11 protein-coding genes and 3 pseudogenes are annotated in these 14877 nt (G+C 62.0%); 7 read left to right on the forward strand and 7 right to left on the reverse strand.

Annotated elements, in window-relative coordinates; genetic code table 11:
- Positions 1–29: 29 nt before the first annotated feature.
- The 3 genes and pseudogenes from QTA57_RS06840 to QTA57_RS06850 all read right to left on the reverse strand — a co-directional run bounded on the left by QTA57_RS06840 (position 30) and on the right by QTA57_RS06850 (position 4308).
- Entirely contained in the window at positions 30–863 is an 834-nt protein-coding gene (locus QTA57_RS06840; RefSeq protein ID WP_290154233.1) for a 4-(cytidine 5'-diphospho)-2-C-methyl-D-erythritol kinase, read from the reverse strand.
- Positions 860–2554 (reverse strand): tetratricopeptide repeat protein, encoded by a 1695-nt coding sequence (locus QTA57_RS06845; RefSeq protein ID WP_290154234.1) that lies wholly within the window; start codon positions 2552–2554, stop codon positions 860–862. The genes QTA57_RS06840 and QTA57_RS06845 overlap by 4 nt, the downstream gene beginning before the upstream one ends.
- A gap of 99 nt (positions 2555–2653) precedes the next feature.
- A pseudogene (locus QTA57_RS06850) lies at positions 2654–4308 on the reverse strand (electron transfer flavoprotein-ubiquinone oxidoreductase).
- A gap of 191 nt (positions 4309–4499) precedes the next feature.
- Here QTA57_RS06850 and QTA57_RS06855 point away from each other — a divergent pair.
- The 3 genes and pseudogenes from QTA57_RS06855 (at position 4500) to QTA57_RS06865 (ending at position 8820) form a co-directional block, all read left to right on the forward strand.
- On the forward strand, positions 4500–4817 hold the full coding sequence (locus QTA57_RS06855; protein WP_290154235.1) for a DUF2834 domain-containing protein: 318 nt from the start codon (positions 4500–4502) through the stop codon (positions 4815–4817).
- Positions 4818–4879: 62 nt separating this feature from the next.
- A pseudogene (lysA, locus tag QTA57_RS06860) lies at positions 4880–6144 on the forward strand (diaminopimelate decarboxylase).
- 27 nt (positions 6145–6171) lie between these two features.
- Positions 6172–8820: a DUF4175 domain-containing protein gene (locus QTA57_RS06865; RefSeq protein ID WP_290154236.1), complete on the forward strand. Its 2649-nt coding sequence runs from the start codon at positions 6172–6174 to the stop codon at positions 8818–8820.
- Positions 8821–8832: 12 nt separating this feature from the next.
- On the opposite strand, the gene QTA57_RS06870 is transcribed toward QTA57_RS06865, so the two are convergent.
- On the reverse strand, positions 8833–9669 hold the full coding sequence (locus QTA57_RS06870; protein WP_290154237.1) for a zinc ribbon domain-containing protein: 837 nt from the start codon (positions 9667–9669) through the stop codon (positions 8833–8835).
- 217 nt (positions 9670–9886) lie between these two features.
- Between QTA57_RS06870 and QTA57_RS06875 the strand changes: the two are divergent.
- The 4 genes and pseudogenes from QTA57_RS06875 to QTA57_RS06890 all read left to right on the forward strand — a co-directional run bounded on the left by QTA57_RS06875 (position 9887) and on the right by QTA57_RS06890 (position 12774).
- A pseudogene (locus QTA57_RS06875) lies at positions 9887–10563 on the forward strand (cell division ATP-binding protein FtsE).
- Positions 10560–11453: a cell division protein FtsX gene (locus tag QTA57_RS06880; RefSeq protein WP_171560395.1), complete on the forward strand. Its 894-nt coding sequence runs from the start codon at positions 10560–10562 to the stop codon at positions 11451–11453. The pseudogene QTA57_RS06875 and the gene QTA57_RS06880 overlap by 4 nt, the downstream one beginning before the upstream one ends.
- On the forward strand, positions 11450–12172 hold the full coding sequence (locus QTA57_RS06885) for a lysophospholipid acyltransferase family protein (RefSeq protein ID WP_290154238.1): 723 nt from the start codon (positions 11450–11452) through the stop codon (positions 12170–12172). Before QTA57_RS06880 ends, QTA57_RS06885 begins: the two co-directional genes overlap by 4 nt.
- On the forward strand, positions 12172–12774 hold the full coding sequence (locus tag QTA57_RS06890) for a pyridoxamine 5'-phosphate oxidase family protein (protein ID WP_290154239.1): 603 nt from the start codon (positions 12172–12174) through the stop codon (positions 12772–12774). Before QTA57_RS06885 ends, QTA57_RS06890 begins: the two co-directional genes overlap by 1 nt.
- A gap of 8 nt (positions 12775–12782) precedes the next feature.
- On the opposite strand, the gene QTA57_RS06895 is transcribed toward QTA57_RS06890, so the two are convergent.
- From QTA57_RS06895 to QTA57_RS06905, 3 genes are all read right to left on the reverse strand, one after another.
- Positions 12783–13322: a CIA30 family protein gene (locus tag QTA57_RS06895; RefSeq protein ID WP_290154240.1), complete on the reverse strand. Its 540-nt coding sequence runs from the start codon at positions 13320–13322 to the stop codon at positions 12783–12785.
- Positions 13319–14278, reverse strand: coding sequence for an acetyl-CoA carboxylase carboxyltransferase subunit alpha (locus QTA57_RS06900; RefSeq protein ID WP_171560406.1), 960 nt, complete (start codon positions 14276–14278; stop codon positions 13319–13321). Before QTA57_RS06900 ends, QTA57_RS06895 begins: the two co-directional genes overlap by 4 nt.
- Before the next feature lie 67 nt (positions 14279–14345).
- On the reverse strand, positions 14346–14822 hold the full coding sequence (locus QTA57_RS06905) for a TrmO family methyltransferase domain-containing protein (RefSeq protein WP_290154242.1): 477 nt from the start codon (positions 14820–14822) through the stop codon (positions 14346–14348).
- Positions 14823–14877: the final 55 nt, after the last annotated feature.

The following is a 14877-nucleotide window of genomic DNA, read 5'->3' on the forward strand; positions in this document are numbered from 1 at the left end:
GGATTCTGCCGAGACGCGACCAGCGCGTTCTAAAGGACAGGGGCCGCGCGCACCCACCAACCGGGACAGGCCGCGCCGATAGCATGGGCGGCCTCACGTGCGGCGGGTTCCGTTTCGAAAAGACCGAAACACGTGGCGCCTGATCCGCTCATCCGGGCGAGGGTGCAGCCGGGGCTGGTATTGAGCCTGTCCAAAACGGTTCCAATCTCGGGCGCCAATGCTAAGGCCGGGGTTTCGAGATCGTTGCGCTGGCCGCAGAGCCATCTGATAAAGCTTGGAAAATCATGCCAGTTCGGATCGGACAAGCCAGGGTTGTTAACCGTCTTCAACCCGCGAAAGACTGACCCTGTGGGCACAGCGACGCCAGGGTTCACCAAGACCAGCCAGAGCATTGGGAGCGGCGGGACGCCCGCCAATTCGTCACCGATGCCGCCCATGCGAGTCGGGCAGCCGGCAAGACACACCGGCAGATCCGCACCAAGCGAGACGATGTCGGACATTTTCGGCAAGGGTCGATCCCAGAGGGAGGCCAAACCCTGAAGAGCCGCGGCAGCATCTGCCGACCCGCCGCCGATCCCTGCGGCATTTGGGAGATGTTTCTCCAACACGATGTCAGCCCCAAGGTCCGGCCCAAACAGTCGAGCGGCTTGCAGCACAAGGTTGTCCGGCCCTTCGGGCACACCAGCCGCGCGGGCCCCCATGACTTTCAGGGTCACGCGATCGGCGAGAGCGAAATGCAGCCGATCTCCGATATCCGCAAAGACCACCAGCGAGTCGAGCAGGTGATAGCCGTCATCGCGTCGCCCGGTGACATGCAGCGCAAGGTTGATTTTCGCAGGCGCAAACGCGCTGGTCGATGTCACTGGGTTTCGCCTTGGGCGGCCTCTTGCTCCAAAACCCGTGTCAAGCCGATCTCAAGCTTGAGGCGGATGCGCACGGCGTCGTCCTCTTCCGGTTCAAATGAAAGCGCCCGATGCCACTGGAATTCGGCTTCGCGGAACCGACCGACCATGTAATAGACATCGCCCAGATGGTCATTGATGATCGGGTCGTTTGGCAGAAGCTCCACCGCGCGCTCCATCGGCGCCACCGCTTCATCGAAGCGTTCAAGGCGGTAGAGGACCCATCCCAAGCTGTCGACGATATAGCCAGAGCGCGGCTCCGCGGCGACGGCGCGTTCGATCATGTCCAGGGCCTCGTCCAAGTTCCGGCGCTGTTCGACCAAGGAATAACCGAGATAGTTCAAAACTTGCGGCTGGTCCGGGTTCAGTTCCAGCGCATGCCGGAAATCGGCTTCGGCCTCCTCCCAACGGCCTTCGCGTTCCAGGGAAATGGCGCGGGTGTAGAACAAGAGCCAGTGGCGGGGCTGTTCCCGGTCGATCTGAGCCATCGCGGCATCATAGGCAACGATGGCCTCACCGAAGCGTTCCATCCGGCGCAGCATGTCGCCGAGCCGGGCATGGACCGAGGTTTGGTCTGGATGATCAGTGGCCAGAGCTTGCAGAACCGCAACCGCATCCTCTTGCCGGTCCATCTCGAAGAGGGCTTCGGCACGGCCCATCTGACCGGTGATGAAGGCAGGCTGATCGGCAGGGAGTTCCGCATAGGTATCTGCCGCGAGATGCGGTTGATCATCCGCAATCAGCAACTCCGCCGCCAAAAGGAGTGCGTCACTATGCGTGGGGTCGATGACATGCGCAGCCCGGGCATAGATCAGCGGCAGGGTTGGGCCGCTATCACTGCCAAGGCCCTGCGCAAGGGTGTAGAACACCTCGGCCACACCTTGTTGGGCACTGATCAGAAAATCATAGGGCCGGGTTGGATCGGCGGCGATCGCGTCGCGCAGGGCCAGAAGAACCGGATCAGGGACGGAGCCAATGGCGAGATCCAGAAGCTCCAACGCGTCCGCCTGACGATCCAACTGGACAAGGACTTGCGCATGCGCCCGCACGCCGCGCGAGGTGACCTGCAGCGGGCCGTAGGTCTCGCCAGAAAGGATCGCATCCGCCCCTTCGAAGTCGCCGACAACGGCGCGGGCCAGGGCGAGGTGGTATTGGGCGATCTGGGCCAAAGCGCCATCGCTGGCGATCTCTTCGAACTCGGCCACGGCCCGGCTCATATCGCCTTCGCCCAGATGTAGCCACGCCGAGGTCAGCCCATCGATCAGCGGCCCCACGGCCTCTTCCGCCGCAATCGCCGCCAGGGCGCCCGCCAGATCGCCATCGCGGATACGTGCGACTTGCTCCACCACCTGCGCCAATTCACGCCCGTCTTGATCGGCGGGCAGGCGCGCCGCGACCTCTAGCGCGCGGTTCCATTGGCCAAGGGCCGCGCGGGCCAAGAGCGCGTTGCCGATCAGCCCGGTGTTATCCGGATCGCGTTGCATGGCGCGCTCGAAATAGAGCGCGGCTTCGCGGTGATCGCCATCAATCACCGCCTGGCGCGCTGCGAGATAGGAGCCAGCAAGCCCCATCTGGTTTTGCGCCGCCGACGGGTTGGGCAGGATCAGACCAAGACCCAGAAGGGCAACAAAAGGCAGGGCGGCAAGGCGCATGCGCGTTCTCCGGTTCACAATTGGGTCTGAGACTAGGTGCCCGACCGGGGATAGGCAATGCGTGGGCGGGCGACCAGCGCCCGCCTGATGCGGAAGTGATCACATATTGGGGTAGTTTGGCCCGTCGCCCCCCTGCGGCACCGTCCAATGGATGTTCTGCAACGGGTCTTTGATGTCGCAGGTCTTGCAGTGCACGCAGTTTTGGAAGTTGATTACAAAGCGCGGCTCTTGGCCGTCTTCTTCCACCACCTCATAGACGCCTGCCGGGCAATAGCGCTGCGCCGGTTCGGCATATTCCGGCAGGTTGACCGAGATCGGAATGCTGGCGTCTTTCAGCGTCAGATGCGCCGGTTGGCTTTCCTCGTGATTGGTCATCATCAGAAGCTGACATTGGTCAGTCGGTCGAAGCTCAACACCCCGTCGGGTTTCGGATAGTCGATCGGCTCGAAATCCTTCGCCTTGCCGGTGTGTTCGGCATCGTTTTTGTGATGCTTCATCGTGCCGAAGAGCGTTAGCCCTGTGATGTTCGCGGTCCACATATCCATGCCGCCGAGCATCAGCCCGCCCATCAGCCCATAGCGCGACCAGAGCGGCTTCACATTGCGGACGCGCTTGAGGTCTTTGGCAATCGGGCCAGACCGCAGCTCGCTTTCATAGGTTTCGAGTTCATCGCTGGCGCGGCCCGCTTGGATTGCCTCATAGGCCGCTTCTGCCGCCGCTTTGCCCGAGAGCATCGCGTTGTGGTTGCCCTTGATCCGGGGGACATTCACCAGGCCCACACCGCAGCCGAGGATTGCACCACCGGGGAAGCAGGCCTTGGGCATCGACTGCCAGCCGCCCTCCGAGATCGCGCGCGCGCCATAGGCGACCCGTTTGCCACCTTTCAGAAGTTCCGCCACCATCGGATGATGTTTGAAGCGTTGGAACTCCATATAGGGGTAGAGATAGGGATTTTCGTAGTTCAGATGGACCACAAACCCGACATAAACCTGATTGTTCTCAAGATGATAGATGAAGGAGCCGCCGCCGGCATTCTTGCCAAGGGGCCAGCCCATCGTGTGGGTCACTGTGCCTTCGCGATGCTTGTCCGGGTCGATCTCCCAAATCTCTTTCATGCCCAGGCCAAATTTCTGCGGTCCCCGACCCTCTGAGAGATTGTATTTCTCCATCACCTCTTTGGTCAGCGACCCACGCACACCTTCGCTCAGGAACACGTATTTGCCATGCAGTTCCATGCCCGGCTCATAGGCGTCAGACGGTGTGCCATCGGGGTTCTTGCCGAACTCCCCCGCGACTACGCCTTTCACTTCGCCATTGTCGCCATAGACCAGCTCAGAACAGGCCATGCCGGGAAAAATCTCGACGCCCAATTCCTCGGCCTGTTCGGCCATCCAGCGGCAGACATTGCCCATGGAGACGATGTAATTGCCATGATTGTTCATCAGCCGCGGCATCATGATATTCGGCAGCCGTACCCCGCCGCCTTCGCCGAGCATGTAGAAATTGTCCTGCCGGACCGGCACGGTGATGGGGGCGCCTTTGTCTTTCCAATCGGGGATCAGCGCATCCAGGCCAGCGGGGTCGAGCACCGCACCAGAGAGGATATGCGCGCCAACTTCGGAGCCTTTTTCCAGCACCACCACATTCAGATCGGCGTCGAGCTGTTTCAGACGGATTGCAGCGGAAAGCCCCGACGGGCCCGCCCCCACGATCACCACATCATATTCCATCGACTCGCGGTCTATCTCGGCCATATGGGTCCCCCTTGGCTGACCCCGGCCTCCCCCGGCCCGAGGTCGCTAATTTCTGCGTCCGCGAAGGCGTAGCGCGACAGGGGGGCTTGGGTCAATCGTGACGCCGCATCACAGCTTGTTTTTTAAGCGGTTGAGACGCTGTTTCACTGGACTATCTCAACAGGAAATCTGGCCTTATCGGAGCGACCAAAATGTCCATTCTGCGCCTCACCTATCTCGGCCTCGCGATCCTTGGGACCGTTGTGCCGATGTATTACTTCGTGACATGGTTTCAGGAGAATTCCTGGTCGATCATGGCAATGGTCGACGCCTGGCATGTGAACGCGGCGACCTCGGGGCTGGTCTGGGATCTGACGATTGCCGCGGTGGCGCTGACAATTTGGATTTTGGCTGAGGCGACAACGCGCCGGGATTACCTTTCCCTTCTGGCTGTGCCGACGATCTATTGCATCGGGGTCAGTTGCGGGTTGCCGCTTTATCTCTACCTGCGCTCCAGGCCGCGCGGATGAGGCGCTTTGCATCCGCGGCGCAAGCTGCTACCTGCGCCCGAGATATGATTTAAAGGCCCAAGATGGATCATTTCCTGTATCGCGACGGCATTCTGCATGCCGAAGACGTGCCCCTGCCCGAGATCGCGGCAGCGGTTGGCACGCCGTTCTATGTCTACTCCACCGCCACGCTGACCCGGCATTACCAGCTTTTCAAAGATGCGCTGGATGGGCTGCCGAATATGGTCTGTTACGCGATGAAGTCGAACAGCAATCAGGCAGTGATCAAGACGCTTGGCGATTTGGGTGCGGGCATGGATGTGGTCTCCGGCGGGGAGTATCTGCGCGCCAAGGCCGCCGGAGTGCCGGGCGAGCGGATCGTGTTCTCGGGCGTCGGCAAAACGCGGGACGAGATGGAATTGGCCCTGGCCGGCGGTATCCGACAGGTCAATCTGGAATCAGAGCCGGAGATGACGCTTTTGAGCCAGGTGGCGAGCGCGATGGGCAAGATGGTGCCCGTCACCATTCGGGTGAACCCGGATGTGGACGCCAAAACCCATGCCAAAATCGCCACCGGCAAATCCGAGAACAAATTCGGCATCCCAATCGCGCGGGCGCGCGAGGTTTATGCCATGGGGCGGCGCTGCCCGGGCTCGAAGTCGTGGGGATCGACGTGCATATCGGCAGCCAGTTGACCGATCTGGCACCGTTTGAGGCCGCCTATCTGAAGGTAGCAGAGTTGACCCATCAGCTCCGCGCCGATGGGCATGAGATCAAACGCTTGGACCTCGGTGGTGGTTTGGGCATCCCTTATACCCGCTCGAACGAGGCTCCGCCGCTGCCCACGGAATATGGTGCGCTGATCAAGCGGACGGTGGGCGATCTGGATGTTGAGGTGGAGATTGAGCCGGGTCGCCTGATCTCGGGCAATGCCGGGCTGATGGTCTCGGGCGTGATCTATGTAAAGCACGGAGAGGGGCGGGATTTTCTGATCCTCGACGCCGCGATGAATGATCTGATCCGCCCGGCGATGTATGAGGCGTATCACGATATTGTTCCCGTGGTGGAACCTGCGCCGGGTGTCGAGCAAGCCCGCTATGATATTGTCGGCCCGGTTTGCGAAAGCGGTGATACCTTCACCAAAGAGCGCGATATGCCGCCGCTGCGGGCGGGCGATCTGGTCGCGTTCCGCTCGGCCGGTGCCTATGGTGCGGTGATGTCGAGCGAGTATAACACGCGGCCTTTGATCCCTGAGGTCCTGGTGAAAGATGATCAATTTGCCGTAATCCGCCCAAGACCGACATTTGACGAGATCATTAATCGCGATATCGTCCCGGAGTGGCTATGATGCCATGAAACCGCCCCGAAAGGGATCATGACGGATCAAACCCCTTCCAATGACGCCGCGTTGAGGCGTCTGATCTGGCCACTGCGCCTGACCCGTCTGGGTATGGTTGCCGAGCGGGTTGTACGGGCGTTTTGGCCGGTTTGGACGATTGTGCTGCTGGCGGTCGCGCTGTTCGCCTTTGGCGCGGCGGATGCGTTGCCGCTTGAGTTGTTGTGGGTTGCCTTGGGTCTCACCCTGGCCGCTCTGGTTTGGTTTGCGGTCAAAGGTATCCGTATTTTTGAGATGCCGACGCCGGCGGAGGCGTTGGACAGGCTCGACCGGACGCTGCCAGGTCGCCCAATCACTGCCTTGATCGACACGCCTGCCGTGGGGGCGGATGATCCGGCTTCGCAATCGGTCTGGGCCGCTCATGTGGCGCGGATGGCCGAGAAAGTGGCCGCCGCCCGCGCGCCCGAGCCGAATTTGCGCCTCTCAGACCGAGACCCTTATGCACTGCGCTATGTGGCGGGGGTCGCCTTTGCCATGGCGCTGCTCTTCGGGTCCGTTTGGCGGGTTGGCGATATGGGCGATGTGGTGATCGGCACGGGCGAGGCCACGATCAGCGGCCCAAGCTGGGAAGGTTGGGTTGAGCCGCCGCTTTATACCGGGCTGCCCTCGCTGTATCTCAACGATATCACACAAGCTGCGTTTGAGGCTCCCGCAGGCTCCCGCATCACCGTACGGTTCTATGGCGAAGCGGGTGCGCTAAGCCTCCGCCAGAGTGTGATGGCGGCTCCAGTCGAGGCCGATGCAGATACCACCGCACCGGCGCAAGACCTGGTGCTGGAGCGCTCCGGTGAGGTCGCCATCGAGGGGCCAAACGGGCGCAGTTGGCAGATTTCCATGCTGATGGATCAGCCGCCTGCCGTCGTCATGGATGGTGATATGACCGGCGTCCCGCCGGGGCAGATGCAGTTCACCTACACAGCGACCGATGACTACGCGGTGATCTCGGGGCAAGCCCGGTTGATGCTGGATGCCGAGGCGGCGGACCGGCGCTTTGGCCTGGCGGTGGAGCCAGAGCCGCGCGAGGCGCTGTTGCTCGACCTACCGATGCCGTTTTCCGGCTCGCGGTCAGAATTCTCGGAATTGCTGGTCGAGGATTTGTCGCAGCACCCGTTTGCCAATCTGCCGGTCACAGTGACGCTAACGGTGGTGGATGACGCGGGCCAGATCGGAACGATCCGCGAGGCGATCGCGCGCCTGCCGGGCCGCCGGTTCTTTGACCCGCTGGCCAACGCACTCATCGAACAACGTCGCGATATTCTTTGGTCACGCGAGAATGCGGCGCGCGCGGCGCAAATCCTGCGTGCTGTCAGCCACCGGCCCGAAGGTGTGTTTGACGATGACGGGGCGTATCTGATGGTCCGCACCGCGATCCGCCGGTTGGAAAGCGGGGTCGATAGCCTATCGGTTGAGACCCGGGATCAGGTTGCGGAGATTCTCTGGAATGCGGCGATCCAGCTTGAAGAGGGCGATTTGGCCGACGCGCTGGAACGGCTCCGCCGAGCGCAGGATCGGCTTTCGGAAGCGATGCGTCAGGGCGCGAGCGATGAGGAAATCGCGCAATTGATGGATGAGCTGCGCCAGGCGATGGACGACTATATGCAGCAGCTCGCCGAAAACGCGCAGCCAGGCGAGGATCAGCCGGATCAATCCGGAGAGACCATGGAGATGTCCATGGCCGATCTCGACGAGATGCTGCGCCGGATCGAAGAGCTGATGCAGCAGGGCCGGATGGCCGAGGCGCAGGAAATGCTCGATGCGCTGCGTCAGATGATGGAAAACATGCAAATCACCCAAGGGGAAGGCGGCGACGGGCCGCGGACCCCGGGCGAGCAAACGATGCAGGATTTGCAAGACACGCTGCGCGATCAACAAGACCTCAGCGATGACAGCTTCCGGGAGTTGCAGGAGCAGTTCAACCCGGGCCGTCCGAACCCGCAGCAGGGGCAGCCCGGTCAGCAGAGTCAACAAGGCCAGGGGCAACAGAGCCAACCGGGGCAGCCCGGCCAGGAAGGTCAGCAACAAGGCCAGCCGAGCGACCAAGCCCAAGATGGCCAGGGCGGTGCGCAAAGCGGCCAACCGCCACAAGATGGCCTGCAGCAGGGCCAAGGCCAGGGCGGCGAGAATGACGGCCGCAGTCTGGCCGAGCGCCAAGAGGATTTGCGCCGTCAGTTGGAGGAACAGGCCTTCAACCTGCCCGGCGAGGGCACTGAGGGCGGCGAGGCGGCACAGCGCGCCCTGGAAGATGCCGAGCGGGCCATGGATGAGGCGGCCGATGCGCTGGGGCGCGGCGATTTGGCCGATGCGCTGGACAGTCAATCAGAGGCGATGGAAGCGCTTCGCGATGGGATGAGCGAATTGGGCCGCGCCTTGGCACAAGAAGAAGGCGCGCAGGAGCCGGGGCAGGGGCAGGCCGATGGCACTATGCAACCGGATCGGCCCTTGCAAGACCCACTGGGCCGTCAGGCGGGCAACTCGGGTGCCTTTGGGTCGGAGGAAGGGTTTGAGCAGCGCGAAGAGGCGTTCCGTCGGGCACGCGAGCTTTTGGATGAGATCCGTCGTCGCTCCGCAGAGCAGGAGCGCCCCGAGATCGAGCTCGAATACCTGCGTCGGCTGTTGGATCAGTTCTGAGGTCGTAGGTAGCTATTCGCTCGGCGGCGTGTCGCCGCTGGCGGATTCATCGTCTTGCAACACACCTTGCGCCAAGTCATCGAGCCACAGACGGGCGGCGTTCACTTGCGTGACATAGGCTTGAAGCGCCGGGCTGGCCTGCGGGACCCGTTCGGCGATTTGAACGGCATTGGAGTAAATGGCCACGAGGGCCGCGGTGATGAACAGGACGAGGGCAAAGCCAAGCCGCGCCCCGCGGCGGCGTCGCGGCGCGCCGTCAACGGTCTCCACGTCGCTGGCTTCCTGCTCGTTCGCGTTCCGATCCGAGGTCGCGCGCAGGGTCGAATTGATCTCTTCGATATCAGGCAGTAGATCGCGGCGTGGTCCGGCGGCCTGCCCCCCGCTGATCAGCTCATCCAGGATCTCTTCATCGAAATTCTCATCCGCTTCTGGCAATTGCCGCTGCGGCGGTGTGTCGGCTTCCGGTGGCGTCGACGTCGGCGGCGCGCTGTCCAGCGCCATTTCGTCTTGGGTCTCGACGATTTCGGCCTCTTCCCGGCGCAAGCGCGTCTCGCGCTCGGCCTCTTCGCGCAGCAAGTTCCGGACCGCCGGGTCTAGATCGCGGCGCGCGGCGGGTCCATCATCCCTATCGGTATCGTCTGCGCCTTCGGTTTCTGTGGCGGAAGTCTCCGTTGGGTCGGCTTCTTGCGTTGGCTCGGAACCCTCGGTGTCGAACTGAGCCGCTTGGACCTCGGTTTCGGCCTCGGCGTTCGCCTCAACCTCGTCCTCGATTGCCGACCGCGCGCCTGGCTGAAACCAGGTCGTGGAGCAATTCGAGCATTGAACATCCCGCCCTTCCGGGGGGATCATCTCGTCATCGACTTCGTATCGAGCGCTGCAATTGGGACATGTCAGCCGCATCACTACCCCGTTTCCGCCACGCCTTCGCGCCACTGCCCTTATCGTTATCTATCACAATATCTATCAATCTACGGCACTGTTTCCAAGTGATTGTATATCTGTGCCAATTGCAACCTTGCCTCGCCTGAGGCATGAGGGGGGAGCGAGGTTGCAGGGGGCAGGGATCGTGATCGAATTGGAGGATGCGGCATACGGCTATGGGGCCGAGCCTCTTCTGTCTGAGATCAGCTTGCGTCTGGCGCCGGGATCGTTCCATTTCTTGACCGGCCCATCAGGCGCGGGCAAGACCACCTTTCTCAAGCTGTGCTATGCGGAGTTGCTGCCCACGGGCGGGTCGGTGAAGCTGTTTGAGCAAGAGGCCAAGACCATGGCCCGCGATGAGATCGCCTTGGCGCGGCAGCGGATTGGCGTGGTGCATCAGGATTGCCAGTTTCTCGACCATTTGCCGGTGTCGGAGAATATCGCCCTGCCGCTGACCGTCTCGAACCGGCAGACCGGCGAAGAAGCGGCCAATCTGGAAGAGCTGATCGGTTGGGTCGGGCTGCGCGCGCGCGCCGATGCGTTGCCGCCGGAGCTCTCGGGCGGGGAACGGCAACGCGCGGCGCTGGCCCGCGCCGTGATCATGGATCCGGATGTGATTTTGGCCGACGAGCCCACAGGCAATGTGGATTGGGAGATGTCGCTGCGACTGCTGACGCTTTTGGTCGACTTAACAAGATGGGCAAAACCGTGCTGATCGCGACGCATGATCTATCGCTGATCCGGGCGGCCAAAGCGCAGGTCTCCGCGCGTGTTCTGCGGATCGGCGATGGGCGTCTGCAATTGGCGGGGGCGGATTTATGAACCGTGTGCTGGCTCTGCTGCAGGGCGATAGCCAAGCGGACCGTGTTGTGCCGCCTTCGGGGTACTCTGCCCGGTTGACCCTGTTTACCGCAGGCGCGATGGCATTCTTGGCAGTCTTCGCGATGGCGCTGTCTCTCGCGGCGGGCCGCTTGGCGGATCGATGGTCAGACGCGCTGGCGCGCAGTTCCACAATCCGAATTTCCGCCCCGGTCGCGGAATTGGAAGCGCAGACCTGGGCCGTTTTGACAGTTCTAGAACAAACGCCGGGCGTGGATAGCGCGCGGGCCCTGACCGATGAGGAACAACGCGCGCTTTTGGAGCCTTGGTTTGGGCCTGATCTGCCGGTGGCCGATCTGCCGATCCCGCGCTTGGTTGAAGTGATCGAGACCGAAGCGGGCTATGACGCGGAGGGTTTGCGTCAACGTTTGGCGGCTGAAGCGCCAGGCGCGGTTTTGGATGATCATACAAGATGGCGTCGTCCGCTGGTCGAGGCGGCGAACCGGCTGCGGATGTTGGGCTGGGTGGCGATGGGTCTGATCCTGGCCTCGACGGCCGCGTTGATCACCCTGGCGGCGGGTTCGGCTCTGGCTGCGAACCAGAGTGTGATCACCGTCATGCGCCTGGTCGGGGCGAAGGACAATTACATCGCGCGGGCCTTCGTGCGGCGCTTCACCTTGCGTGCTTTGATGGGGGCGGCAGTGGGGACAGGTGCGGGCATGGTTGCGGTGGCGCTCCTGCCGCGCGCTGGCGATGATGAAGCGTTCCTTACGGGTCTTGGTTTTGCCGGTGTGCACTGGCTCTGGCCACTCACCGTGCCGATCCTGGCGGCGGTGACGGCGTTCTGGGCGACTCGGATTGCCGCGTTTCGGACTTTAAGGGGGCTCAGATGATCCAATGGCTCCGATCTTTGATCTTTATCGGGCAGATGTATTTGGCCATGCCAGTTCTGGCGGTCGTCTACTTGCCCTGGGCGCTTTTTAGCCCCGCAGGTGCCCACGCCGCCTGTCACGCCTATTGCCGGTGGGTGTTCTGGACATTGGGTTGGATGGTTGGCCTCAAAGTTGAGGTACGGGGCGAGATCCCCACCGATGAGGTAATGATCGCGGCGAAACACCAGTCGTTTCTCGACATCATGATGATTTACAACGCAGTGCCGCGCGGCAAATTCATCATGAAGCGGATTTTGATGTTCGCACCGATCTTGGGCCAATACGCGCTCCGCATCGGTTGCGTTCCGGTGAACCGGGGCAAGCGCGGTGCGGCGATCAAGAAGATGTTGGAAGACGTGCGGAGTGGCCAGCAAGAGGGCGGCCAACTCATCATCTACCCGCAGGGGACCCGCGTCGCGCCAGGGGACTACAGACCTTACAAGATCGGCACCGGTGCGCTTTATGAGCAAATGGAACAGCCCTGCGTGCCGGTGGCGGCGAATGTCGGTGCCTTCTGGCCGAAACATGGGATCACCCGCAAACCGGGTGTGGCTGTGGTGGAGTTTCTGCCCCGGATCGAGCCGGGTTTGAGCAAAGAGGCATTCATGGCGCGGCTGGAGACAGAAGTGGAAACGGCCAGCAATGCGCTGCTGGACGAGGTCGGATTTCGGAGAGACTGATGGACACGATTGATGACATCGCCGCCCTGGAAGCGATCTATGACGCGCCGGTGCCCGCCTCTCTGACCAAAGTCGCGAAGCGTGTGACGCCGCTCTATCGGCAGTGGATCGAGGCCTCGCGGTTCTGCGTCCTGACCACGGTTGGACCCGAAGGCACCGATGGCAGTCCGCGGGGTGATGATGGCCCCGTGGTGCGGATTGCGGATGACAAGACGTTGCTCCTACCGGATTGGCGCGGGAACAATCGGATCGACAGCTTACGCAACATCGTTCGCGACGGGCGGGTGAGCCTGATGTTCATGGTGCCGGGGTCCAACAATGTGGTGCGGGTGAACGGGCGCGCCGTGCTGACTGCGGATACAGCCGTCACAGGGCAATTTGAGCAACGCAGAAAGCAGCCCAAAACCGTGATCGTGGTGACGCCTGAGGAGATCTATTTCCAATGCGCCAAGGCGATCATGCGGTCCGGCCTTTGGACACGCGGTGATGACAGCGCGGGGATTCCAAGCGCGGGCCAGTTCGTCAAAGAAATGCAGGCGGATTTCGATGCCGAGAACTATGACAGCGGCTATGCGGAATATGCCAAGACGCGGATGTGGTGACGGCGCACTCAGCCGATGCCAAGAGCGCGCAGCGAGACATCGGCGACATAATCTTGCCCATAGGCCGCCAACCCGATGGAGCGGACCTCCTCTGGTCTCAGGTCTCTCGACAGCAACTGACCTTGCGGTGTGAACGCGGAAAGCGGCAGGCTGATATCTGACCAATCGGGCCCGGCCTCGAACCCGGCTTGATAAAACTGCCAGGGCAGGCGCGTGCGGGTCGTGCGCAGATGGAGGAAATACCGCGCCCCATTGCCGCGAACTTGAAGACGTAGCGCTGCGGTATCGGGCGGTAGGCCATCCGTCAGCGTTGTCCGGACCTGAATAAAGCCGCCGCGATTGGCTGTTGAGACGGTGCCGATCAGGCGGATGGCCCCATCTTCGATCTGGGCTTGGCCTTCTGAGACGCCGCCCATCACAGTGTCGGCCAGATAAGTCCAATCTAGCTCTGAAACGGGTGTCATCGCATTGCGCTCCAACCCCGCCTGCCCCATCGAGGCGAGGCAACTCGTGATAAGACCGCCGAGGACGGCCCGGCGCGTGATCACGCGGCCAGACCTTTCGAGCCCATATCCAGGTATTTCTTCCGGCGCGCTTTCACGAGCGCTTTGCCGTTCTGCCCGTCCATCTCGGCTAAAAGGCTTTCGATCGCTTTGCCGACAGCGGTGATCGTCGCGTCCCGGTCACGCTGTGCGCCGCCGGCAGGTTCTCGGATGATGTGATCGGCGACGCCAAGGCGCTGGAGGTCTTGCGCGGTGAGCCGCAGCGCTTCGGCGGCTTCGCGCATCTTCTCGGCATCTTTCCAAAGGATTGAGGCGCAACCTTCGGGTGAGATCACCGAATAGATCGAGTGTTCCAACATGGCCAGCTTATCGGCGGTCGCAAAGGCCACAGCCCCGCCAGAGCCGCCCTCGCCAATGATGACGGAGATCAGCGGCACCTTGATTTGCAGGCATTTCTCAGTGCTCCGCGCGATGGCCTCCGATTGCCCGCGCTCTTCGGCGCCTTTGCCCGGATAGGCGCCGGGCGTGTCGACCAGCGTCACGACCGGCAGGCCAAACCGATCCGCCATCTCCATCAGGCGCACGGCTTTGCGATAGCCCTCGGGCCGCGCCATGCCGAAATTCCGCTCGATCCGGGTCTTGGTGTCATGGCCCTTCTCATGGCCAATCACCACGACGGGTGTGTCGTTGAACCGCGCCAGCCCGCCCATCACCGCATGATCATCAGCGAAATTCCGATCACCTGCCAGCGGGGTGTATTCGGTGAAAAGCGCGTCGATATAGTCGCGGCAATGGGGCCGGTCAGGGTGGCGCGCCACTTGGCATTTCCGCCACGGCGTCAAGTCGCGATAAAGCTCCACCAGCATATCGGCGGCCTTTTTGTCGAGCGCTTTGGCCTCTTCCTCGACATCCATCTCCTCGTTCTGGCGCGCCAGGGCGCGCAACTCTTCTGCCTTGCCTTCGATCTCGGCGAGGGGTTTTTCAAAATCGAGGTAGTTCATGTGGATCGTCCTACGCTTTTGCTGGCAGTTATATGACGCTGGCTGCTTGGGTATGCAATGCCGTGGTCTATTTGAAGGCGGCCTCCCAGTCGAAATCGGCCGATGCCTCCAGGCTCTGCGGCCACCCCGCTGCCCAGTCTGGCATTGCGGCCATCTCCACCCGATCCGAAGCCGGGAAATAGGGTTTGATATCGACAAGGGGCGTGCCCGGCAATGTGTCGATCCAATGGGTGCGAAGGATGCCTGCCGTCTCATCCAAACCCGCGATTTCGATCACTGAGAGCCCGATCGGGTTGATCCGAGCTTCGGAGCGTGTGGCGAAGACACCGACGTTCCCGCTGCTGCCGGTGTAGGGCCGTGGCAACACCAATGTCTGTCGCGCGGCCGCCTTGGTTTCATGTGCCCACCACAGAATGACAGCGTGGCTGAATGCACCGAGGCCGCGCAAACCCGCGCGATAGGCTTCCGCGACGCGCAATTCCGCGCCACTTGCCTCCTGCTCAATTGTGCCAATACAGGTGATTTTGCGATCTCTCAGCGTCATAATCTGCTCCTCTCTGCTGTGTGAGACCCGGTTCCTGCCTGTCTTTGGCGCCGCT

The sequence above is a fragment of the Fontisubflavum oceani genome (assembly GCF_030407165.1).
Classification (GTDB): Bacteria; Pseudomonadota; Alphaproteobacteria; order Rhodobacterales; family Rhodobacteraceae; genus Rhodophyticola; species Rhodophyticola oceani.

Excerpts from the sequence above, each read along its gene's own strand:
- QTA57_RS06845 (WP_290154234.1), bottom strand. The coding sequence starts at position 2,554 with ATGCGCCTTGCCGCCCTGCCTTTTGTTGCCCTTCTGGGTCTTGGTCTG.
- QTA57_RS06855 (WP_290154235.1), top strand. The coding sequence starts at position 4,500 with ATGTCCATTCTGCGCCTCACCTATCTCGGCCTCGCGATCCTTGGGACC.
- QTA57_RS06865 (WP_290154236.1), top strand. The coding sequence starts at position 6,172 with ATGACGGATCAAACCCCTTCCAATGACGCCGCGTTGAGGCGTCTGATC.
- QTA57_RS06870 (WP_290154237.1), bottom strand. The coding sequence starts at position 9,669 with ATGATCCCCCCGGAAGGGCGGGATGTTCAATGCTCGAATTGCTCCACG.
- QTA57_RS06880 (WP_171560395.1), top strand. The coding sequence starts at position 10,560 with ATGAACCGTGTGCTGGCTCTGCTGCAGGGCGATAGCCAAGCGGACCGT.
- QTA57_RS06885 (WP_290154238.1), top strand. The coding sequence starts at position 11,450 with ATGATCCAATGGCTCCGATCTTTGATCTTTATCGGGCAGATGTATTTG.
- QTA57_RS06890 (WP_290154239.1), top strand. The coding sequence starts at position 12,172 with ATGGACACGATTGATGACATCGCCGCCCTGGAAGCGATCTATGACGCG.
- QTA57_RS06900 (WP_171560406.1), bottom strand. The coding sequence starts at position 14,278 with ATGAACTACCTCGATTTTGAAAAACCCCTCGCCGAGATCGAAGGCAAG.
- QTA57_RS06905 (WP_290154242.1), bottom strand. The coding sequence starts at position 14,822 with ATGACGCTGAGAGATCGCAAAATCACCTGTATTGGCACAATTGAGCAG.